General features: G+C 68.8%; 23 protein-coding genes and 1 pseudogene. 10 read left to right on the forward strand and 14 right to left on the reverse strand.

Features of this window, described 5'->3' with window-relative positions; all coding sequences use genetic code 11:
- Positions 1–25: 25 nt before the first annotated feature.
- The gene (pknB, locus tag IR155_RS10965; protein ID WP_135114868.1) at positions 26–1777 is read left to right on the forward strand and encodes a Stk1 family PASTA domain-containing Ser/Thr kinase; all 1752 of its coding nucleotides are present in this window, start codon (positions 26–28) and stop codon (positions 1775–1777) included.
- A gap of 25 nt (positions 1778–1802) precedes the next feature.
- On the opposite strand, the gene IR155_RS10970 is transcribed toward pknB, so the two are convergent.
- Positions 1803–1958: a hypothetical protein gene (locus tag IR155_RS10970; RefSeq protein ID WP_167760765.1), complete on the reverse strand. Its 156-nt coding sequence runs from the start codon at positions 1956–1958 to the stop codon at positions 1803–1805.
- Positions 1958–2713, reverse strand: a complete 756-nt coding sequence (locus tag IR155_RS10975) for a class E sortase (RefSeq protein WP_135114869.1) — start codon at positions 2711–2713, stop codon at positions 1958–1960. Before IR155_RS10975 ends, IR155_RS10970 begins: the two co-directional genes overlap by 1 nt.
- A 34-nt stretch (positions 2714–2747) precedes the next feature.
- Between IR155_RS10975 and IR155_RS10980 the strand changes: the two genes are divergently transcribed.
- Complete coding sequence (locus IR155_RS10980; RefSeq protein WP_135114870.1) at positions 2748–3002, forward strand: cell division protein CrgA; 255 nt, start codon at positions 2748–2750, stop codon at positions 3000–3002.
- A 126-nt stretch (positions 3003–3128) separates the two neighbouring features.
- On the opposite strand, the gene IR155_RS10985 is transcribed toward IR155_RS10980, so the two are convergent.
- Both IR155_RS10985 and IR155_RS10990 read right to left on the reverse strand, forming a co-directional pair.
- Positions 3129–4013, reverse strand: coding sequence for a rhomboid family intramembrane serine protease (locus IR155_RS10985; RefSeq protein ID WP_135114871.1), 885 nt, complete (start codon positions 4011–4013; stop codon positions 3129–3131).
- A gap of 40 nt (positions 4014–4053) precedes the next feature.
- Positions 4054–4611 carry a peptidylprolyl isomerase gene (locus tag IR155_RS10990; RefSeq protein WP_135114872.1) on the reverse strand — a complete coding sequence of 186 codons (558 nt, stop codon included), beginning with the start codon at positions 4609–4611 and terminating at the stop codon, positions 4054–4056.
- 158 nt (positions 4612–4769) lie between these two features.
- Between IR155_RS10990 and IR155_RS10995 the strand changes: the two genes are divergently transcribed.
- Together IR155_RS10995 and IR155_RS11000 are read left to right on the forward strand one after the other, a co-directional pair.
- A complete protein-coding gene (locus IR155_RS10995; protein WP_135114873.1) occupies positions 4770–5294 on the forward strand; it encodes a DNA helicase in 525 nt (174 codons plus the stop codon).
- Complete coding sequence (locus IR155_RS11000; protein WP_135114874.1) at positions 5291–5791, forward strand: aminoacyl-tRNA deacylase; 501 nt, start codon at positions 5291–5293, stop codon at positions 5789–5791. The genes IR155_RS10995 and IR155_RS11000 overlap by 4 nt, the downstream gene beginning before the upstream one ends.
- 25 nt (positions 5792–5816) lie before the next feature.
- Here IR155_RS11000 and aroQ read toward each other — a convergent pair whose 3' ends face one another.
- Both aroQ and IR155_RS11010 read right to left on the reverse strand, forming a co-directional pair.
- Positions 5817–6254, reverse strand: coding sequence for a type II 3-dehydroquinate dehydratase (gene aroQ, locus IR155_RS11005; RefSeq protein ID WP_135114875.1), 438 nt, complete (start codon positions 6252–6254; stop codon positions 5817–5819).
- Positions 6255–6263: 9 nt separating this feature from the next.
- Entirely contained in the window at positions 6264–6692 is a 429-nt protein-coding gene (locus IR155_RS11010; protein WP_135114876.1) for an NUDIX hydrolase, read from the reverse strand.
- A gap of 81 nt (positions 6693–6773) precedes the next feature.
- Here IR155_RS11010 and IR155_RS11015 point away from each other — a divergent pair, with 81 nt between their 5' ends.
- Together IR155_RS11015 and IR155_RS11020 are read left to right on the forward strand one after the other, a co-directional pair.
- Complete coding sequence (locus IR155_RS11015; RefSeq protein ID WP_135114877.1) at positions 6774–7334, forward strand: TetR/AcrR family transcriptional regulator; 561 nt, start codon at positions 6774–6776, stop codon at positions 7332–7334.
- Positions 7335–7734: 400 nt separating this feature from the next.
- Entirely contained in the window at positions 7735–9159 is a 1425-nt protein-coding gene (locus tag IR155_RS11020) for an MFS transporter (RefSeq protein ID WP_135114878.1), read from the forward strand.
- Between the two features lie 60 nt (positions 9160–9219).
- Here the strand turns inward: IR155_RS11020 and IR155_RS11025 are convergent, their stop codons facing one another.
- The 5 genes from IR155_RS11025 to IR155_RS11045 form a co-directional block, all read right to left on the reverse strand.
- Entirely contained in the window at positions 9220–9390 is a 171-nt protein-coding gene (locus IR155_RS11025; protein WP_135114879.1) for a CsbD family protein, read from the reverse strand.
- A gap of 120 nt (positions 9391–9510) precedes the next feature.
- Entirely contained in the window at positions 9511–10701 is a 1191-nt protein-coding gene (locus IR155_RS11030) for a bifunctional 2-methylcitrate synthase/citrate synthase (RefSeq protein WP_135114880.1), read from the reverse strand.
- A 30-nt stretch (positions 10702–10731) separates the two neighbouring features.
- Positions 10732–11631 (reverse strand): methylisocitrate lyase, encoded by a 900-nt coding sequence (gene prpB / locus IR155_RS11035; RefSeq protein ID WP_135114881.1) that lies wholly within the window; start codon positions 11629–11631, stop codon positions 10732–10734.
- Entirely contained in the window at positions 11631–13151 is a 1521-nt protein-coding gene (locus IR155_RS11040) for an MmgE/PrpD family protein (RefSeq protein ID WP_135114882.1), read from the reverse strand. The genes prpB and IR155_RS11040 overlap by 1 nt, the downstream gene beginning before the upstream one ends.
- Entirely contained in the window at positions 13148–13795 is a 648-nt protein-coding gene (locus IR155_RS11045) for a GntR family transcriptional regulator (RefSeq protein ID WP_135114883.1), read from the reverse strand. Before IR155_RS11045 ends, IR155_RS11040 begins: the two co-directional genes overlap by 4 nt.
- 207 nt (positions 13796–14002) lie before the next feature.
- Here IR155_RS11045 and IR155_RS11050 point away from each other — a divergent pair, with 207 nt between their 5' ends.
- Entirely contained in the window at positions 14003–14554 is a 552-nt protein-coding gene (locus IR155_RS11050) for an LURP-one-related/scramblase family protein (protein WP_135114884.1), read from the forward strand.
- 330 nt (positions 14555–14884) lie between these two features.
- Here the strand turns inward: IR155_RS11050 and IR155_RS11055 are convergent, their stop codons facing one another.
- Positions 14885–15295 carry a GntR family transcriptional regulator gene (locus IR155_RS11055; RefSeq protein ID WP_135114885.1) on the reverse strand — a complete coding sequence of 137 codons (411 nt, stop codon included), beginning with the start codon at positions 15293–15295 and terminating at the stop codon, positions 14885–14887.
- A complete protein-coding gene (locus tag IR155_RS11060) occupies positions 15292–16227 on the reverse strand; it encodes a hypothetical protein (RefSeq protein WP_135114886.1) in 936 nt (311 codons plus the stop codon). The genes IR155_RS11055 and IR155_RS11060 overlap by 4 nt, the downstream gene beginning before the upstream one ends.
- Positions 16228–16539: 312 nt before the next feature.
- Between IR155_RS11060 and IR155_RS11065 the strand changes: the two genes are divergently transcribed.
- Positions 16540–16971, forward strand: coding sequence for a hypothetical protein (locus tag IR155_RS11065; protein WP_135114887.1), 432 nt, complete (start codon positions 16540–16542; stop codon positions 16969–16971).
- Between the two features lie 305 nt (positions 16972–17276).
- The gene (locus IR155_RS11070; protein WP_135114888.1) at positions 17277–17513 is read left to right on the forward strand and encodes a hypothetical protein; all 237 of its coding nucleotides are present in this window, start codon (positions 17277–17279) and stop codon (positions 17511–17513) included.
- A 343-nt stretch (positions 17514–17856) separates the two neighbouring features.
- On the opposite strand, the gene IR155_RS11075 is transcribed toward IR155_RS11070, so the two are convergent.
- Positions 17857–18315: a hypothetical protein gene (locus IR155_RS11075; protein ID WP_135114889.1), complete on the reverse strand. Its 459-nt coding sequence runs from the start codon at positions 18313–18315 to the stop codon at positions 17857–17859.
- Positions 18316–18470: 155 nt separating this feature from the next.
- Between IR155_RS11075 and IR155_RS11080 the strand changes: the two are divergent.
- Positions 18471–18875 (forward strand): annotated as a pseudogene (locus tag IR155_RS11080) (helix-turn-helix domain-containing protein); the annotation flags it as partial.
- Positions 18876–19028: the final 153 nt, after the last annotated feature.

Raw genomic sequence — 19028 nt, forward strand, 5'->3', positions numbered from 1 at the left:
CAGCATGTCTGATCTGGGGGGATCGATGACGGACGAAGAGGGCACCGCGGTGCAGCTCGACCGCGACGCGCGCGTCCTCGCCGGCCGTTACCGCGTCGGCGAGCTGATCGGGCGCGGCGGGATGGCAAGCGTCTATCGCGGCTACGACCAGACCCTCGGACGCGAGGTCGCGATCAAGATCCTCAAGCGCGATCTCGCGAGCGACAGCGCCTTCCGCACGCGGTTCCGCCTCGAGGCCCAGGCCGCGTCGCGCATGGCGAACCAGGCGATCGTCCGCGTGTTCGATGCGGGCGAGGACATCGCCGCCGACGTCAACGGCGAGCGCCCCATCCCGTTCATCATCATGGAGCTCGTCCACGGCACCCTGCTGAAGGAGATCGTCGCGCGGGGTCCCGTGGCGCCGGCGGATGCCGCCCGCTACGTCGACGGCATCCTCGAGGCGCTCGAGTACTCGCACCGCGCCGGTGTCGTCCACCGCGACATCAAGCCGGGCAACGTGATGATCACCCCCTCGGGGCAGGTGAAGGTGATGGACTTCGGCATCGCCCGCGCGGTGTCCGACAGCTCGTCGACCGTGGCCGAGACCACGACCATCCTCGGCACCGCGGCGTACTTCTCGCCCGAGCAGGCGAAGGGCGACCCCGTCGACGCGCGCGCCGACGTGTACTCGACCGGCGTCGTGCTGTACGAGCTGCTCACGGGACGCCCGCCCTTCCGCGGCGACTCCCCCGTCGCCGTCGCCTACCAGCACGTCAGCGAGACGCCGACCACGCCGTCCCAGGTGAACCCCGACTCGCCGAAGGCGTTCGACCCGGTCGTGCTGCGCGCGCTCGCGAAGGATCCGTTCCAGCGGTTCCCGGATGCGGCGTCGTTCCGCGAGGCGCTGGATGCCGCCTCCGACGGCAAGGCGCCCTCCAAGCGCGAGCTGGGAGCGCTGACGAACGAGCTGTACGGGCCGAACCCGCGCCAAGCGGCCGAGACCGCGCGGTCCCTCCGGCAGCTGTCCACCGACAACACGATGACCCGCACCCAGTCGGGGCCGCCCGTCGCATGGATCTGGGCCGGCATCGCGCTGCTCGCGGTGCTCGTCGCGTCCGTGCTGTTCTGGGTCGTGACGATGCGGCCACTCAGCGAAGTGCCCGCGAGTGCGCGGGTCGTCCCCGACGTCACGGGCACCACGCTCGAGCGCGCGACCGAGGATCTCGCGGCGGTCGACCTGCTCGCCGTCCCCGAGATGACGCCCAGCGACACCGTCAAGGAGGGGGTGGTCATCGGCACCGAGCCCGAGGCCGACGCGTCGGTCTCGCCCGGCACCGAGGTCACCGTGCTCGTCTCGGAAGGGCCGCGGACGTCGGTGGTGCCCGCGCTCACGAGCCTGTCGGAGCAGGATGCGCGCCAGCGGATCGAGGAGGCAGGGCTCGAGATGGGCACGATCATCTCGGAGAACGACCCGGCGCTCGCGGCCGGCACCGTGATCTCCGCGGAGGTCGACGGCGACGAGGTGGCCGAGGGCGATGAGGTCGCCGAAGGAGCCACGGTCAACCTGACGGTGGCCTCCGGCCGCGTGACGATCATCGACTACCGCAAGAACACGGCGATCGACTTCGCGAAGGGCGAGCTCGAGGCGCTGGGGCTCACGGTGAAGGTCACGGAGGATCCCGACTGCCCTGCCACCGACAGCCAGATCGTCAACTCGCAGTCCGCCTACGGCGACGTGCCGGTGCATTCGACCGTCGAGCTGACCTACTGCACGGGCGAGGCCGTCGACGGGCAGTGACCCGGCGCCGACACGGGGTCGCCCGCTACGAGACGGTGACCTCGTCGGGCACGAACGTCATCGCGATCCACGGATAGACGTAGACGAACAGGCCGTAGAGCACCGCCGCGAGCAGCACAAGCAGGATGAGCACCCGCACCCACCAGGGTCCGGGAAGCAGGCGCCAGAGGGCGGCGTACATCAGATCAGCTCCTCGGTCAGGGCGCTCGGCGTCTCGCCGGTGGTGCGCGGCAGGAACGAGTCGAACACGCCGTAGCCGACGATGCGCTCGGTCATCGCGAAGCGTGGCGAGCAGCTCGTCAGGGTGATGTACCGCTCCCCCTTCGGCACCTCGGGCGCCTGCGGCACGTCGGCCAGCACGTCGTAGGCGTCGGGGGTCACGTACTCGAGGGTGCGGAAGCGGTAGGTGTACCACCCGGCCTCCGTCTCGACGACGATCGCGTCGCCGATCCGGAGGTTCTGCAGGTTCGCAAACGGCGCCCCGAACGTGGTGCGGTGCGCGGCGAGGCCGAAGTTGCCCACCTCGCCCGGCAGCTCGGTGTCGAGATAGTGGCCGATCCACGCGTTGTCCAGGGTGCGCGCGCGGGTCACGCCGCCCGCGATCGTGAAGTGGTAGTCGTCCCCCCACCGCGGCACGTGCAACGTCGCGAACGGAACGGCATCCTCGGTCTTCGGCACCGAGGCGGGCTCGTACCATCCGTCGGTCGGCTCGGGAGCGGGTGTCGTCACCTGCACCCGTGCCCATTCCTGGCTCAGCTCGTCGGCTTCGGCCTGCGCGGTGGCGCCGTAGAGGACGTCCCCGATCCAGATCTGCCAGAGCACGTAGAGCAGGATGACCGCGCCGAGCGTGACGAGGATCTCGCCCAGGACGCTCGCGACGGTCGCCCTGCTGCGGGAGCGCCGCCGGGTACGCCGGGTCTGCGCGATGACCGTCACATTCTGAGCTTAACCGGCCGGGTAAGATGTCCCCATGGCCCGATCCGAGAAGCCCGCCCGCCGCAACGGCGACGACGAGCTCGTCGACCGTCCCCCCGTCGACGCCGCCCCGAACCCCGTCTGGTTCAAGCCCGTGATGGTGGGCTTCATGCTGGTGGGCCTGGTCTGGATCCTCGTCTTCTACCTCTCGGGAATGCAGTTCCCGATCCCGGGCATCGGCCCCTGGAACCTGATGGTCGGCTTCGGCATCGCGTTCATCGGCTTCCTGATGACCACCCGGTGGCGATAGCCGCACCGCGAACCACAGAAGCGCCCGACGATCTCGTCGGGCGCTTCGTCGTTGTGTGATGCCGTAACAGGAATTACATGCGTGTGATTCATCCCCAGCGGGGGATAACCCTGTGGATAACTCCGCTCAGAACCCGTAGATCAGCGGCGGCACGGCAAGCAGCGCCAGCAGTCCCGCCACGACGACGCAGAGCAGGATGACCTGGCGCCGCGACTGGTCCTGTCGGCGAGTCGTGCTGAACACCCACCCGACGAGAAGACCCGCGACGACGCCGCCCACGTGGGCCTGCCACGAGATGCCGCCCCCGAACGCGAAGCCGACGACGAGGTTGATCCCGAGCAGGATCAGGATGCCGGTCACGTTGCCGCCGAGGCTGCGGCCGATCACCAGCAGCGCGCCGAGCATGCCGAACAGGGCGCTCGACGCCCCGACAACCGGCGTGCCGAACGAGAGCAGCGCCACCGCGACCGACCCGCCGAGTCCGGAGATCAAGTACAGCGCGAGATAGCGCCACGTGCCGAGCATCGGCTCGAGCAGGCGCCCGAGCATCCACAGCGACAGCAGATTCAGCGCGATGTGCAGGGGGCCGTCGTGCGCGAGCAGAGGCGTGACCAGGCGCCACACCTCGAACCCGCCGAGCTGCGGATAGACGTAGGGCGCGTAGAACAGCAGCCAGGACTGCAGGCTGAACCCGGCGAAACCGAGAAGCAGGTCGAGCAGGAAGGCACCGGCGGTGATCGCGAGGATCCAGTTGGTGACGGGCGCGGCGCCCGCCATCACCGCCGTGCGGCCGCCGCCGCGACCCCACCGGCGCTGCGCGCGCTTCTGCGCGGGGGTCCGGGACTTCTGCTGGTCGCGCAGGCACTCGGGGCAGATGACCCCGACGGCTGCCTGCGTCTGGCACTCCGGGCAGATGGTGCGATGGCAGCGCTGGCACAGCGCGAAGCTCATCCGGTCGGGGTGCCGGTAGCAGTAGTTCTCGGGATTGCGCGAGAAGTCGGTGGTGGTCACGACGGTGGCGGCGCCAGCGCGATCGAGGAGAACGCGGTCGTCAGACCGCGGCGATCTCGACCGACTGCAGGACGACGGGCTCGACCGGACGGTCCTGGGCGCCGGTCGGCACCTGCGCGATCGCGTCCACGACGGCCTTCGAGGCGTCGTCGGCGACCTCGCCGAAGATCGTGTGCTTGCCCATCAGCCACGGCGTCGGGTCGGTCGTGATGAAGAACTGCGAGCCGTTCGTGCCGCCCAGCTTGCCCGTGATGGCGTTGGGGCGCTTGCCGGCGTTGGCCATGGCGAGCTTGTAGGGCTCGTTGAAGTCGAGCTCGGGGCTGATCTCGTCGTCGAACGTGTAGCCGGGGCCGCCGACGCCCTGACCGAGCGGGTCGCCGCCCTGGATCATGAAGCCGGGGATGATGCGGTGGAAGATGACGTCCTTGTAGAGCGGGCCCTCGCCCGGCTTGCCGGTGGCGGGGTCGGTCCACGATCCGGATCCGTCGGCGAGGCCGACGAAGTTCTGGACGGTCTTCGGGGCATGGTCGCCGAAGAGGTTGACGACGATGTCGCCGTGGTTGGTGTGCAGCGTGGCGACGGCAGTGTGCTGAGGCATGGGCTCATTCTCTCAGAGCCCGGCGCCTCGCCGCCCGTGCCGAGCGGACCCATAGCCGATGCACGGTTGTCAAGAGTGCGGCAAGCCCCTGCCACTGACCGGGCGATCTGGCAGGATTGGGGCAACACGACATCCCAGCGACAGGGAGGGCACCCAACATGAGCCTCAGCAAGAAGCGCAAGAAGGAACTCCGCAAGCTGCAGGAGTCTGCCGCTCACCTCTGGGAGGCGCAGCAGGTCGTCCTCGCGGGGGCGGGAGACGTCGCCCGCGAAGCGGGCCGCCAGCTCGGCCACTTCAACCGCGAGCAGGTCGCGCCGCGCGTTGACGAGAAGTACCACCAGTACCTCGAGCCGGTCGTAGACCGCGTCTCGCCCTACGTCGACTCGAGCCGCAAGGCCTCGAAGCAGTTCATCGACAAGAGCCTGGTGCCGGCCGTCGGGGGCATGGTCGGCAAGGCGCTCTCGGCGGTCGACGCCGCCAACGAGGCGCGCATCAAGCTCGCCCGCAAGCGCGCCGGGCTCCCGATCGTGGAGCCGAAGAAGAAGTCCAGCGCCGGCCCGATCATCGCGCTGGTGCTCGGCATCGCCGCGGCCGGTGCGGTGCTCTACGCCGCGTGGCAGACGCTGCGGGCCGACGACGAGCTGTGGGTCGCGGACGACCCGCTGGCCTCGCCCGACGCGTGACCGACGCGACGTCAGATCCCACCTCCCGGGTACGGGAAGCAGCGGCGGCTCGCGGCCTCGAGATCGAGGTCCGCGAGTCGCCTCGTGCGTCCTCCCTCGAGGAGGCGGCTGCATTGCGCGGGATCACCCCCGCCGACATCGTGAAGACCCTGGTCGTGAAGGGCCGCGGCGACGACGGGTACCTGTTCGCGCTGATCCCCGGCGACCGCTCCATCTCGTGGCCGAAGCTGCGCGCCCTCGTCGGGGTGAACAAACTGCGGCTGCCCGAGCCCGAGCTCGCCCTGCAGGCGACGGGCTACGAGCGCGGCACCATCACGCCCCTCGGCAGCACGAACGACTGGCCCGTCTACGCGGACGAGCGGATCGCCGGACGTCGCGTCTCGATGGGCGCCGGGGCCCACGGCTTCTCGCTGTCGGTCGACGCCGACGCGCTCATCGCGGCCTACGCCGCGACCGTCGCCGACATCTCGGAGCCGGTGGAGACCATCCGGCGCTGACTCCCGCCGCGGTTGCCGAGCGAGTTCAGCGGAGGACGGTCGCCAGACGCTGGACCGCGAACTCGTAGCCCTGCACGCCCGCCCCGACGATGACGCAGCTCGCGACATCCGACAGGTACGAGTGGTGCCGGAACGGCTCGCGCGCGTGCACGTTGGAGATGTGCACCTCGGCGAACGGCAGCGCCACCCCGGTCAGCGCATCGCGCAGCGCGACCGACGTATGGGTGAAGGCGCCCGGGTTGATGATGATGCCGTCGCAATCCGCCTTCGCCTCGTGGATCACGTCGATCAGCGCGCCCTCGTGGTTGCTCTGGAACGCGCGAAGGTCGAAGCCCGCGGCCTTCGCCGCCGCGGAGGAACGCGCGAAGACGTCATCGAGGGTCTCCGATCCGTAGACCTCCGGCTCGCGGGTGCCAAGCAGGTTGAGGTTCGGCCCGTTGACGAGCAGTAGACGGTTGTACACGTCGCTCCTTCAGTTCTCGATGCCGGCCATGCGCAGCGCGGTGTCGACGAGTGCGACCCGCTCGATCCCCCGCACCTTGGCGAGCGGGATCCACTCGGCCATGTCGCTGGATCCGTCGACCTCGTGGGTCAGCGTGCCGCCCGTGATCGTGGCGCGGTAGACGATTCGGATCGCGTGAAGCGGTCCCGACGCGTCCTTCGCCAGGCGCTTGCGCGCGGGGATCACGTGCGAGTCGACCCCGAGCAGACCGTCGAGGCGCACCTCGTACCCGCTCTCCTCCCAGACCTCGCGACGCGCGGCGTCCGCCGGGTCCTCGCCCGGATCGATCCCGCCGCCCGGCAGCGACCACGCGGGAGAGCGCCCCTCGATCCAGCGCGTCAGCAGCACCCGATCGTCGTCGTCGACGATGACGCAGTAGGCGGCGACGCGCATGTCCATGGGGTCAGCCTAGCGACGCGGTCGCAGCACCCGGTCGCGCGGGGGTTGCTCCGCGCAGTGAGTGAGTGTACAGTCACTCTCATGTCACCCCGCGGCTCCATCCTCTCCACGGCCGACCAGCGCCGGCCCGTCGTCACCGATGCCGCGCTGCGCCGGTTCTCCCAGCGCGGGTTCCACGCGACCACCGTCGCCGACGTCGCCGCGGAGGCGAAGATCTCCCCCGCCTACGCCTTCAAGCTCTTCCCCCGCAAGGAGGCGCTGTTCGTCGCCGCGCTCGAACTCTGCTTCGAGCGGATCCTCGCGGCGCTCGCCGAGGGCGCCGATGCCGCGCCCGATCCCCGCCCCGAGGGGGTGCTCGACGCGATGGGTGACGCGTACGCCCGGCTGATCCAGGACCGCACCCTGCTCATGCTGCAGGTGCACGCGCAGTCCGTGGCCGACGTCCCGGAGATCGGATCGGCCCTGCGCGCCGGCCTGGCGAGGATCACGACCTTCGCGAAGGACCGCTCGCGCGCCGACGACGACGCCGTGCAGCGGTTCGTCGCCTACGGCCAGCTCTGCCATCTGATCGTCACCGCGGGAATCGAGGACGTCCCCGACGCGTGGGCCGAGATCCTGGTCCGCGGCATCCGCCACCCCTGAGGAATCCGCCCGCCATGAGCGGGTTTCTCTTTGCCCAAAAGAGTGAGTGCTTAATCACTCATCGCATCGAGAGGAGGAGAAATGAAGAACGAGATCACCATGCGCTGGGTCGCCCTGGCACCGCTCGCGATCCTCGCGATCGCCATGTTCAGCGCCTGGCGCTGACGCCCCCCATCCGGATCCCACACGAAGGAGAACAGCAATGAACGACACCGACCACATCCCCGCCCGCTGGACGAACGAGAAGACCGCCTGGTGGCTGGTCTTCGGCGTCCTCACCCTGAGCATCGTCGTGATGCTCGGCCTCTGGAACTGACCACCCCGGGCGGGGCGGCAGGCACGCCGTCCCGCCCTCCCCGGATCGCGGGCGCACCCCGGATCCCTCGAAAGGAGCATCATCATGACCACCCTCCCCTCCCCGGTCGCCGCGCCCGCGTCGACCTCCCGCAGCAGCCGGCGCTGGCTCGCCCTGGGCGTGCTGGCACTCGCGCAGTTCCTCGTCGTCCTCGACGCGTCGATCGTCAACATCGCCCTTCCCGTGCTGGGCGAGCAGCTGCGGATGGACACCACGGCCCTCGCGTGGGTCATCACCGCCTACGTCCTCGCCTTCGGCAGCCTGCTGCTGCTCGGCGGCCGGCTCGCCGACCGCTACGGACACCGCCGTGTCTTCATCCTCGGCACAGCTGCGTTCGTGGCGGCTTCGGCCCTCGCGGGACTGTCGTCGGGCAGCGAGATGCTGCTCGCCGCACGCGCGCTGCAGGGCGCGTCGGCGGCGCTGCTCGCCCCGGCAGCCCTCGCACTGCTCGCCCACCTCTTCCCCGCGGCCGGCGACCGGGCGAAGGCCCTCGGCGTCTGGGGCGGCGTCGCCGGGATCGGATCCGCCGCGGGCGTGCTGCTCGGCGGGGTGCTCACCGCGAGCCTCGGCTGGCAGTCGGTGTTCTTCGTGAACGTGCCGATCGGCATCCTGGTGCTCGTCGCGATCCCCCTGCTGGTGACGCGCGACACGGCGGGCGCCGCCACCCGCCTGGACCTGCCGGGTGCCGCCACGATCACCGGCGCGCTGCTGGCGGCGGTCGGGGCCGCGAGCGCCGTCGAGCGGCTCGGCTTCGCGCATCCCCTCGTCTGGGCCCTCGCCGGCGCCTCGCTCGCGCTGGGAATCGCCTTCGTGGTGATCGAGCGGCGCGCGGCCGCCCCGCTCGTGCCGCTGGGCGTCTTCCGCAACCGCAGCCTGTCGGTCGGCAACGTCGTGATGCTGCTCGTCGGCGCGGCGATGGTGGCGCTGTTCTTCGCACTGTCGGTGTACATGCAGGCGGTGCTCCACTACGACGCCCTGACCACGGGCCTCAGCCAGCTGCCCCTCGCCGGCGCGCTCGTGATCGTCGCGGGCGTCGTCCCCGCCGTGATCGCGCGGATCGGCTCCCGCACCACCCTCGTGGCGTCGCTCCTGCTGCTCGCGGGCGGTCTTGTCTGGCTCGCGGCCGCGCCCGCCACCGCCGGGTTCGCCGCCCATCTGCTGGGGCCCACCATCGTGATCGGCGTGGGGATGGGCGGGGCGTTCGTCACGACCACCCAGCTCGCGGTCGACGGTGTCCCGGGCGGCGAGGCGGGCCTTGCCGGCGGCCTGGTCAACACCAGCCAGCAGGTCGGCGGGGCGCTGGGGCTCGCCGTGCTGTCGGCGATCGCGACCCTGCGCACCGATGCCCTGGCCGCATCCGGGGCCGGCGACGGAGATGCCCTCACCGGCGGGTTCTCGTGGCTGTTCCTCGGTGCGGCCGGCCTGTCCGCGATCGCCGCGATCGTGGCGCTGCGGGCGCGGCGATCCTGATCCGCACGACGGAAGGGCCGCTCCCGACGGGAGCGGCCCTTCGGCGTCGAGACGGGGGCCTTACTTGAAGGCGTCCTTGACGTTCTCGCCAGCCTGCTTCAGCTTGGCGCCCGTCTGGTCCGCCTGCCCCTCGCCCTCGAGGCGCTCGTTGTCGGTCGCCTTGCCGGCGCCCTCCTTGGCCTTTCCGGACAGGTCCTGGGCAGCGTTCTTCATCTTGTCGTCGAGTCCCATGTGCGGCTCCTTCCGTCACGGATGATCCCCGGATGTTCCCCGGGTCAACCCACGCTAGGAGCCCGCCTTCGATCATGCACGGGGGTCGCGCTCAGCGGGAGTTTGCGCTAGACGAGCGGCTCAGCCCGCGGACTCCTCCGGCCGCTCGGCGACCTCGAGCTCGGCCTCGTCGGGAACGTAGCCCTCGACGTGGCGCTCGTCGGGCCCGTTGTAGGCCGACAGGGGGCGGATGAGCGCGTTCGACGCCTGCTGCTCGAGGATGTGCGCGGTCCATCCGGTGATGCGCGCCGCGACGAAGAGCGGTGTGAACGTGAGCGTGTCGAAGCCCATCAGGCTGTAGGCCGGGCCGGACGGGTAGTCGAGGTTCGGGTAGATGCCCTTGCGGGAGACGAACTCGCTCTCGAGCGTCTCGTAGAGCTCGGCGACATCCGGCCGGTCGTAGTGCGCGACGAGCGTGTCGAGCGCGGCCTTCATGGTGGGCACGCGCGAGTCGCCCTTCTTGTACACACGGTGCCCGAAGCCCATGATCTTGCGCTTCTCTGCGAGGGCCGCATCCAGCCACGGCACGACGTTCGACGCGTCGCCGATCTCGGTCAGGATGTGCAGCACCGCCTCGTTCGCACCGCCGTGCAGCGGACCCTTGAGGGCGCCGATCGCGCCGGTCACGGCCGAGTACAGGTCGCTGAGCGTCGAGGTGATGACCCGGGCGGTGAAGGTCGACGCGTTGAAGGAGTGCTCCGCGTACAGGATCATCGAGCGGTTGAACGCGTCGACGACGACCTCATCCGGCTCCTCCCCGAACGTCTGCCACAGGAAGTTGGCCGCGTAGTCGAGGTCGTCGCGGGCCTCGACGAGATCGAGTCCGCGGCGACGGCGCTGCCCGTAGGCGACGATCGCCGGCAGCTGCGCGAACAGCCGGATGCTGCGCTCGAGGTTCTCCTCCGGAGAGCCGACCGCATCCAGGACGTTCGAGATCCCGGCCGTCTCCTCGGCGCCGATCGCGCTCACCGCGGTGCGCACCTCATCCATCGGATGCGCGTCGACGGGGAGCCCGTCGATCACCGCCTTGACGCTCGGCAGCAGCGCGCGGTGCTGCCGCTCCGACTCCCGGAGCTCGGCGAGCTGCGCGTCGCTCGGCAGCTCGCCGTGCCACAGCAGGTGCGCGACGGCCTCGAACGACTGGGTGGCTGCGAGCTCCTGCACCGGATAGCCGCGGTACAGCAGGCTGTTCGTCTCGGGGTTGACCTTGCTGACCGCGGTGTAGTCCACCACCACGCCGGCGAGGCCCTTCTTGATGTCGGTATCGGTCATGTCTCTCCCTGAGCGTGAGGCGTGCGGATGTCAGCGGTCGAGCTGGAAGTCGAAGACGCCCGAGTCGAAGTGGTTGTACCCCTCGTAGTCGATCAGATCGTAGAGTTCCGCGCGATGCTGCATCTCGCCGAGCTTCGACGTCAGGTGCCCCTCGTCGGTGAGCGTGTCGAGTGCCCGGCCGGCGGCTCCCATGGCGATCCGCAGCAGCGAGACGGGCCAGATCACGATGTTCACGCCGACGTCGCGCAGCTGGGAGGCCGAGAACAGGTCGGACTTGCCGAACTCGGTCATGTTCGCCAGGATCGGCACGTCGACGGCCTCACGCACGGCCGCGAACTCCTCGAGCGTGCGCATCGCCTCGGGGAAGATCGCGTCCGCTCCCGCATCGACCAGCGCCTTCGCGCGGTCGATCGCGGCGTCCAGCCCCTCGACGGCACGGATGTCGGTGCGCGCCATGACGAGGAAGTTGTGGTCGCGCCGGGCGTCGACCGCCGCGCGGATGCGCTTGAGGGCCGTCGACTCGTCGACGACCGCCTTCCCGTCGAGGTGCCCGCAGCGCTTGGGATTGACCTGGTCCTCGATGTGCGCGCCGGCAAGGCCCGCGTCCTCGAGCGTCTGGATCGTGCGGGCGACGTTCATCGGCTCGCCGAAGCCGGTGTCGGCGTCGATGATCGCGGGCAGTTCGGTCATCCGCGCGATCTGCTGCCCTCGGCCGGCGACCTCTGTCAGCGTCGTGAGCCCGATGTCCGGCAGCCCGAGGTCGGCCGACAGCACGGCGCCAGAGATGTAGACGCCCTCGAAGCCCTTGCGCTCGATGAGACGGGCGGAGAGGGGGTTGAAGGCGCCGGGGAACCGCAGCAGCTCGCCGCTCGCGAGGCGCTCGCGGAACAGCCGGCGCTTCTCGTGCGCCGGGGTCTGGGAGTACAGCATCAGAACAGCCCCTTCGGCCCGGGAACGATCACGCCGGGCTCGGCGACGATCGTCAGCCGGCGCACCTCGTCGGCCGAGAGCTCGGGCAGGCGCTGCACGAGCTCGAGGAAGCGCTCGATCTCGTCCGCCGCCAGCACCGGCTCGGCGAGCAGGCGGAACTTCCGGATGTAGTCCTCCCGCGCGAACGGGCGGGCGCCGAGCGGGTGCGCATCCGCGACCGCGATCTCATCCTGAACCGTGGATCCGTCGTCGAGGGTGATCTCGACGCGGCCGCCGAACGCCTTCTCGTTCGGATCCTCCGAGTGGTACCGGCGCGTCCACTCCGGGTCCTCGCGCGTGGTGACCTTGTTCCACAGCTCGACGGTGTCGGCGCGGCCGGCCCGCTCGGGCGTGTAGGAGTCGACGTGGTGCCAGGCGCCATCCTGCAACGCGACGGTGAAGATGTACGGGATCGAGTGGTCGAGCGTCTCACGCGAGGCGGTCGGGTCGTACTTCTGCGGGTCGTTCGCGCCCGAGCCGATCACGTAGTGCGTGTGGTGGCTGGTGTGCAGCACGATCGACCGGATGTTCGCCGGGTCGCGCAGCTCGGGGTGCTCGGTGCCGAGGCGGCGCGCGAGGTCGATCCAGGCCTGCGCCTGGTACTCGGCCGAGTGCTCCTTCGTGTACGAGTCGAGGATGCCGCGCTTCGGCTCGCCCGGGGCGGGCAGCGGCACCTCGTATGCGGCGTCCTTGCCGTCGAGCAGCCAGGCGATGACGCCGTCCTCGCCCTCGTAGATGGGGCTCGGCGACGTCTCGCCGCGCATCGCGCGGTCGACCGCCTCGACGGCGAGCTTCCCGGCGAAGGCAGGGGCGTGCGCCTTCCACGTCGAGATCTCGCCCTTGCGCGACTGGCGCGTGGCGGTGGTGGTGTGCAGCGCCTGGCCGACCGCCTGGTAGATCGTCTCGGCGTCGAGGCCGAGCAGGGTGCCGATGCCGGCGGCCGCCGAGGGGCCGAGGTGGGCGACGTGGTCGATCTTGTGCTTGTGCAGCGAGATCGCGCGGACCAGGTCGATCTGGATCTCGTAGCCCGTGGCGAGACCGCGCAGCAGGGCCGCGCCATCCTGTCCCGTGTGCTGCGCGACGGCGAGGATCGGCGGGATGTTGTCGCCGGGGTGCGAGTAGTCGGCGGCGAGGAACGTGTCGTGATAGTCGAGCTCGCGCACCGCCACGCCGTTCGCCCACGCGGCCCACTCGGGACTCGTCACGCGGTCGAGCGCGCAGCCGAAGATCGTGGCGCCCGCTCCCCCGGCCGACACCGCGTGGTCCTCTGCCTGCTGCCGGGCCGCGACGACGGGACGGCGCGTGAGCGACGCGGCGGCGACCGCGGCGTTGTCGATCACGCGGTTGATGATCATGTCGGTGACGTCGGCCTCGACAGCGACCGGGTCGACCGCGACCTCGGCGATCTTCCAGGCGAGCTGGCCCTCGCGCGGCAGGTTCTCGTCGCTGCGGTGGACGCGGACGTGGTGGTTCACGGTCATGTGGGCTCCTCCTGCGGGAGATCAGGCTGGATGGATTCGAGGATGGTCGTGAGGGCGTTGTGAAGGTGCACGTGCGTCGCGTGGGCGGCGAGGTCGCCGTCGCCTGCGGCGATCGCCGCGGCGATCACGCGGTGCTCGGCCACCGACTGCGCCAGCCGGTCGGGGTTGTCGCGCGCCATGCGGCGGACCCGCACGAGGTGCGTGCGGAGGTTCCGCAGCGCCGAGACGAGGTGCGAGTTGTCGACCGTCCGGTCGACCGCGGCGTCGAACCGGGCGATCAGCTCGTAGTACGCGTCGGCGTCGGCGGCCGGATGTGCGTCGGCGAACTCCGCAGCGAGCGTGGCGAAGACCGCGCGATCCGCGCGCTGCGCCGCGAGCCGCACGGCCGTCTCCTCGAGCGCCCGGCGCACGTCGAAGAGATCCCGGATGTCCCCGGCGTCGATGTCCGCGACAACGGTCACGCGCGGCGACTGCTGCACGACGAGACGGGCGTTAGCGAGCCGGCCGATGGCCTCGCGCATCGGCGTGCGGCTGACGCCGAGCCGCAACGCCTGCTCGACCTCGCTGACGACGGCACCCGGTCGCAGGCGCCCGCTCTGGATGTCGTCGAGCAGCGTCGCGTACGCGCGGTCGCTCGCCTTCATCCGGCCTCCTTGCTTATGTATACGTTAACCGGCGCAACGACCCGCGTCGACCCGTTCCGCGCGCCTTTCGTATACACAGCTCGTCGTCACCCGCGGGCGTCCGCTACGGACAGGGCGGATAGTTCGTCGCACTCACGCGGGCGGCACCCGCCGCCCGCGTGCTCGTCGGCTGACACGGCGACGGCGCACCCGTGGAATGATCGCTGCATGTCGGTGCTGACGCATGACCAGCTCGTCTTCCAGCAGACGAGGAACTTCTCGAAGAACGACTTCGCCATCCTGGATCCCCAGGGCCAGCAGGTGGCACACGTCGAGACGGGCGGCAGCGCGCTCGGTCGCGCGTTCATGGGCGCCCGCGAGCTGACGGTGTTCGACGGTCCGGACAATCCGCTCGTCCAGGTCAAGGACGTGGTGACACTGGGCCGCGACCGGATGGAGATCCTCGACGGCACGGGGAACCCGCTGGCGAGCCTGGTGAAGCGGATCACGCTGTTCAAGACGCGCGTGACGCTCGACGTACAGGGCGAGCAGGTCGACCTGCTCGGCGACATCTGGGGATTCGACTTCCAGTTCACCGGCCCCGACGGCGTGTGGGCCACCGTCTCACGGGCATGGTCGGGCGTGGGGAACGCCTTCCTCGGCAAGTCGACATACGCGGTCAGCCTGGCACCCGGCCTCGATGCGGCCCGACGTCAGATCGTCATCGGCTCTGTGCTGGCCCTCGACCTGATCCGGGAGAAGCAGGAGCAGAAATCGTGATCGGCGAAAAACTGTGGAGCCAAGGAGATTCGAACTCCTGACATCCTGCTTGCACAGTCGACTTGTGCACAGGGGAAAGGAGACTATTTCCGCGTGCTCTTGACATCAAAGGCGAGCCCTCAACCCAATGTTGCTCGTTTTGCGCTCGTTTTCAGACCATCCCTGTCGGCCACGATCCCTGCGCGCTGGCGATCATGTGGGTGATGTCGACAGAGAACGTCGGTGGCAGGTTGACCGCAGCGGGATCCACCCGGAGCGGTGGCGTGCTTCTGCCCTTTAGTCGTGGCGGCGACGAGGAGAGTTCTTCGCCGGGCTGGTCGGTTCTCCTGGTCATGCTGCCCCCATCGGGTCGATGGCGCTCTCGGCCGCGCCGGTTGCATTCGTCTGCCACACGGCACGGGTGACATCCAACAGCTGGTCAAGCCCGACATCAGCGGCACGGGACGCCTCAACAAGCGATCGGACTTGCTGAACCACTGTTCGTGGCAGCACAGCGACTGAATCCGCAACACGCGTTCCGGCGGCAGTGCGTGTCACCACGAGTCCCTCGCGCTCCAGCAGCTTGTATGCCCGTGCGGCAGTTCCTTGAGCGACGCTCAGATCGCGTGCCGTTTGTCTGACTGTCGGCAGCCGCTCACCAGCGCCGAGCTGTCCCGACACGATCAGGCCCTTGAACTGGCGGTAGATCGCTAGCGCCGGTCCGTTCTCGTCTGGAATGGGTGTGGTCTGTCGAGTGCTCATCTGGCCAGCTCCGTCCTCGCGGCCGGCGTGCGCCGAGCTGACGTCTTGAGCCTGGCGATGCTCGTAAGCAAGAGGATCAGAAACCCGAAGATCTCGAGGCAGGGGGCAATCGCTCCGCCGATCACGGCGAACTCGGCGTATCGCCACACCGCGTCGTACGTGCCCTGCCCCTCGATGGTGAGCTTCTTGATTGCGCTACCGTCCGCGATGAAGCGCAGGGCACCGGCGAGGGAGAGCGCTGTAACGCCCGCGACGATCCGTGCCACTCCAGTGCCGATGGCGATGCGGTCGGTTCGCTCCGACGCAACCAAGTCCGGGCTCGTGAAAGATCGAACGGCGTTGATGTGGAGTGCGCCCCACGCGGCGACGATCATCAGCGCCATGCAGATCAGGACCGGGATCCCATAGGCCCATCCGTAGAACCACGGCCGCAACGGCGCGATGTCGGTGTTGGGCACGCTGATGTTCACATAGACGAACCGGCCCTCTTGGTCCGGCGACGAGTTCATTCCAGCGAAGATCGTGGTCGACACGAGGAGCACGACGAGCAGCGCGGTAGTGGTGAGCTCTCGAATCCGGATGAAGCTCAGCCATGTGCGCCTCGACGTGGGCAGCACCGGTCGGCGAGGGATCTCGCGCTGACCGAGCGCCATCACGAGCATGACCACTGTCAGGACGACCGCGCCGCTGATCAAAGGCGCGGCGTAGTACCACCAGGAAACGACGTTCACGAGGTCGAAGACGAACCCCTGAAGGATGCTGAGCGTGGCGTAGACGACGACCGTGACAAGGGAGCCGATGCCCAGAACCCGCATCTCTCCCGCGTAGCGAGAGTGGAGATGTGGTGGCGTGCTTCCATCCTTCTCCTCGACATGCCTCGTTCGCGCGAGCAGAATCAACGCGACGATGCCGGTGGCAAGGATGAGGTTCACGACAGGGAGTTGAAACCCGGCCATGAGCAGACTGAAGGTGTCAGCCGATGCGATTCGGTCCCAAAGCATGGATCCTCCTGCGTGAGTGTTGTGACATATTCCTAGCACAAGTTGTACCAAGCTGGAGGAACAAACCATCAGGAGTTCGACCCGCGGGCGCAGCTACCGCGGCGCCGGTATGCCTCGGCCGGTGTCGCAGCTCGGCACTCCGAGTGCGCAGGGGGACCATGTGGCTATTCGGCAACAGGAGCGTCTTCGCGGACCTGGGCGACGCGCTCTCGGAATGAACGCTTCGCTCTGCAGGACGAGTACGTGCTGAATCAGCGGAGAGACCGAGTTGTCGGCACGATCGCCCTGTTGGTCGTGGGGACAACGGCGGCCCTGGTCGGCTGCGCGGGCGGAGTGACGGTGACCGATGACGGTGCCACTGTGATCGTCACCGATGCTGGTTTCCTCACCGGTGACGAGGCAAGCATCCAGGGAATGATCTCGATCACGGAGGCGGGTTGTGTGGGCATCACCGACACTCAAGGGGGCACCTACCCGGCCGTCTGGCCGCGCGGGACGAGCCTCGTGGGCGATTCTGAGATTGCGATCGACATCCCCGACGTCGGGATCAAGCGACTCGGCGACGAAGTGAATGGCGCAGGCGGATACTACGAGATCGGCACCTGGTCCGTACTCGCCGAGGTCGCGGAGCGCTGCCACTGGGACGGAGAGGTCATCGGCGTCCGCTTGGACTGATCGCAGCAACGGCCCAGTTGCTCAGCAGAGCTTGGTTGCGAGAGCCGCTGCGGCGGCCGTCCATGGCCGCGCGTAGTCGTGACATCGCGTCTTCCGACCTCGGCGCCTTTCGGGTGCTCGTGCGGCGGCGGCATCCTCGGTCACCGCATCCGTCACGAATCGCATCCACTGGGCCGTGCCCGTGTGGAGTACCGACGGCTCGCCTCTGATGACCTTGGCAGCGGCCCATAACGAAGATCCTGCCGCCGCGAGCGGTGTCCGCCATGATTCCTCATCTGTCCGCGTGCGCGAACTAGTCTGTCGGCATGCCCGCGAACCCGATCGTTCCTGCTGGTTACGACGTCGTCTGGATCGTCGTGGCTGCCGTTCAACTCGTCCTTCTGGTCGTCTCGGTCGCGATCGTCTGGCGTGAGCGCGGAAAGCTCGATGGGGTCACGACCGCGATCTGGGTTGTCGTCGCGGTCGTCCTCCCAGTGGTGTTCTTGGCAGCGTGGGGAATCGCGCGGCTCAGCGGGAGACGGAAACACGCCATCTCTTCCTGAAAAGACGGCACATTGCCCCCGATGTGTGCGGCCGATCGCGACCCATGCCTTGTCCTCGCGTTCGGTGAGGGCTGGCGTCTGGTTGGTATCGCGTCGGCAGGTCAAGGCGTCACGAAGCGGGCTGTCACGAGCACGTCGTGAATCTGCCTTCGCCGCCCGACGTGGTTGCCATGCCCCAAGATTCTTGGCGCACGCCGGGGGACGGCATAAGACACCCGTGCTTGTTCCCTAGACACAGGGCGTCCAAACGAGACTCGTCGAGCGGAGCCAAACTGGTGGTCCACCACTGTTCGTCGGTCACCCTACGCGAGGCCATGCAATCGTCGACGAAGTGAAGGACGACTCAGGCGAGGCACGCGCGAGCGCGTTCGAGTTCTGCGTCGCTCGGTGCTGGCAGTTCCTCGGATGATGGCGCCCAGAGCGTGACGTTTCGCGCAACTTGGTCGACTGACTGGACCTCGGCTTCGCTCGTTAACTCGCTAAGTGCCCAAAGCCCGACCTGCTCGCCGTCTGCCCCGAAGCTCATCATCACGACGAGCGGTTCGTCGCTTGCATCGCGCTCTCCCTGTGCAAGACCGACGGCAACGATGCTCTTTGGGGAGAGTTCCTCACCGTGAGGTTCTTCCGCAATTCTGGCCGCGACCTCAAGAGGCGGATAAAGGCAGCCCTCGCTAGCGCCGACATCCTGCGAGCTTTGTGCGGCGTCACAGCTCGTTAGGACAAACATGGCGCCGAGCCCGATGAGTGCGGCAAGGGAGGTCGACGTTGAGCGACGCCATGGCGCTTTCGACGGTTTAGACACGAGGCCCTCCTCCATGCGGTTCGGCTGGCACCATCGTACAAGCCGTCTAGCTGTACCGGGCCATGAGGTTGGTTCCGCAGTTCGGGTTGTGAACGGGGAGGACCTCCGGGCTTAGTGGAGATATCTGACGTCTTCACGAAGCACCCGGAGGTCCCATGGCCCACGCTAATGCCCGTCTGACCGTTCATGGCAGGCGGCTGATCATCGAACGTGCCCGCGCCGGCTGGAAACAGGCGCACATCGCCGCGGCGATGGGCATCTCCCGCACCTGCGTGAAGCGGTGGATCGCTCGCTATCGCGCGGAGGGTGAGGCCGGGCTGCGTGACCGGTCCTCGCGGCCTCACGCCAGCCCGTCGCGCACCAGCACCGAGCTCGAGGATGCGGTACTCGAGCTGCGCCACAAGGAACGCATCGGACGTGAGGAGATCGCCGCGCGGCTCGGCGTCGCACCCCGGACCGTCTCGCGCATCCTCGTCCGCAACGGCATCCCGCCGCTGCGGGCGCTGGACCCGATCACCGGGGAGGTCATCCGCGCGTCGAAGACCACCGCGGTCCGTTACGGGCTCATCGCATTTGAGCGTGTAGCGGTCTGAGCGTCGCGGTGGCCGGGTAGGCGTCGAGGTCTCCCGGAAGATGGAAGTTCCTACGCTCGCCATCTCAAGAAGACCTCGACGGTGATCAACGCTACATTCGCGACCCCGGACCTGACCACG

Origin of the sequence: Microbacterium paludicola, from assembly GCF_015235415.1 — a bacterium.
Classification (GTDB): domain Bacteria; phylum Actinomycetota; class Actinomycetes; order Actinomycetales; family Microbacteriaceae; genus Microbacterium; species Microbacterium paludicola.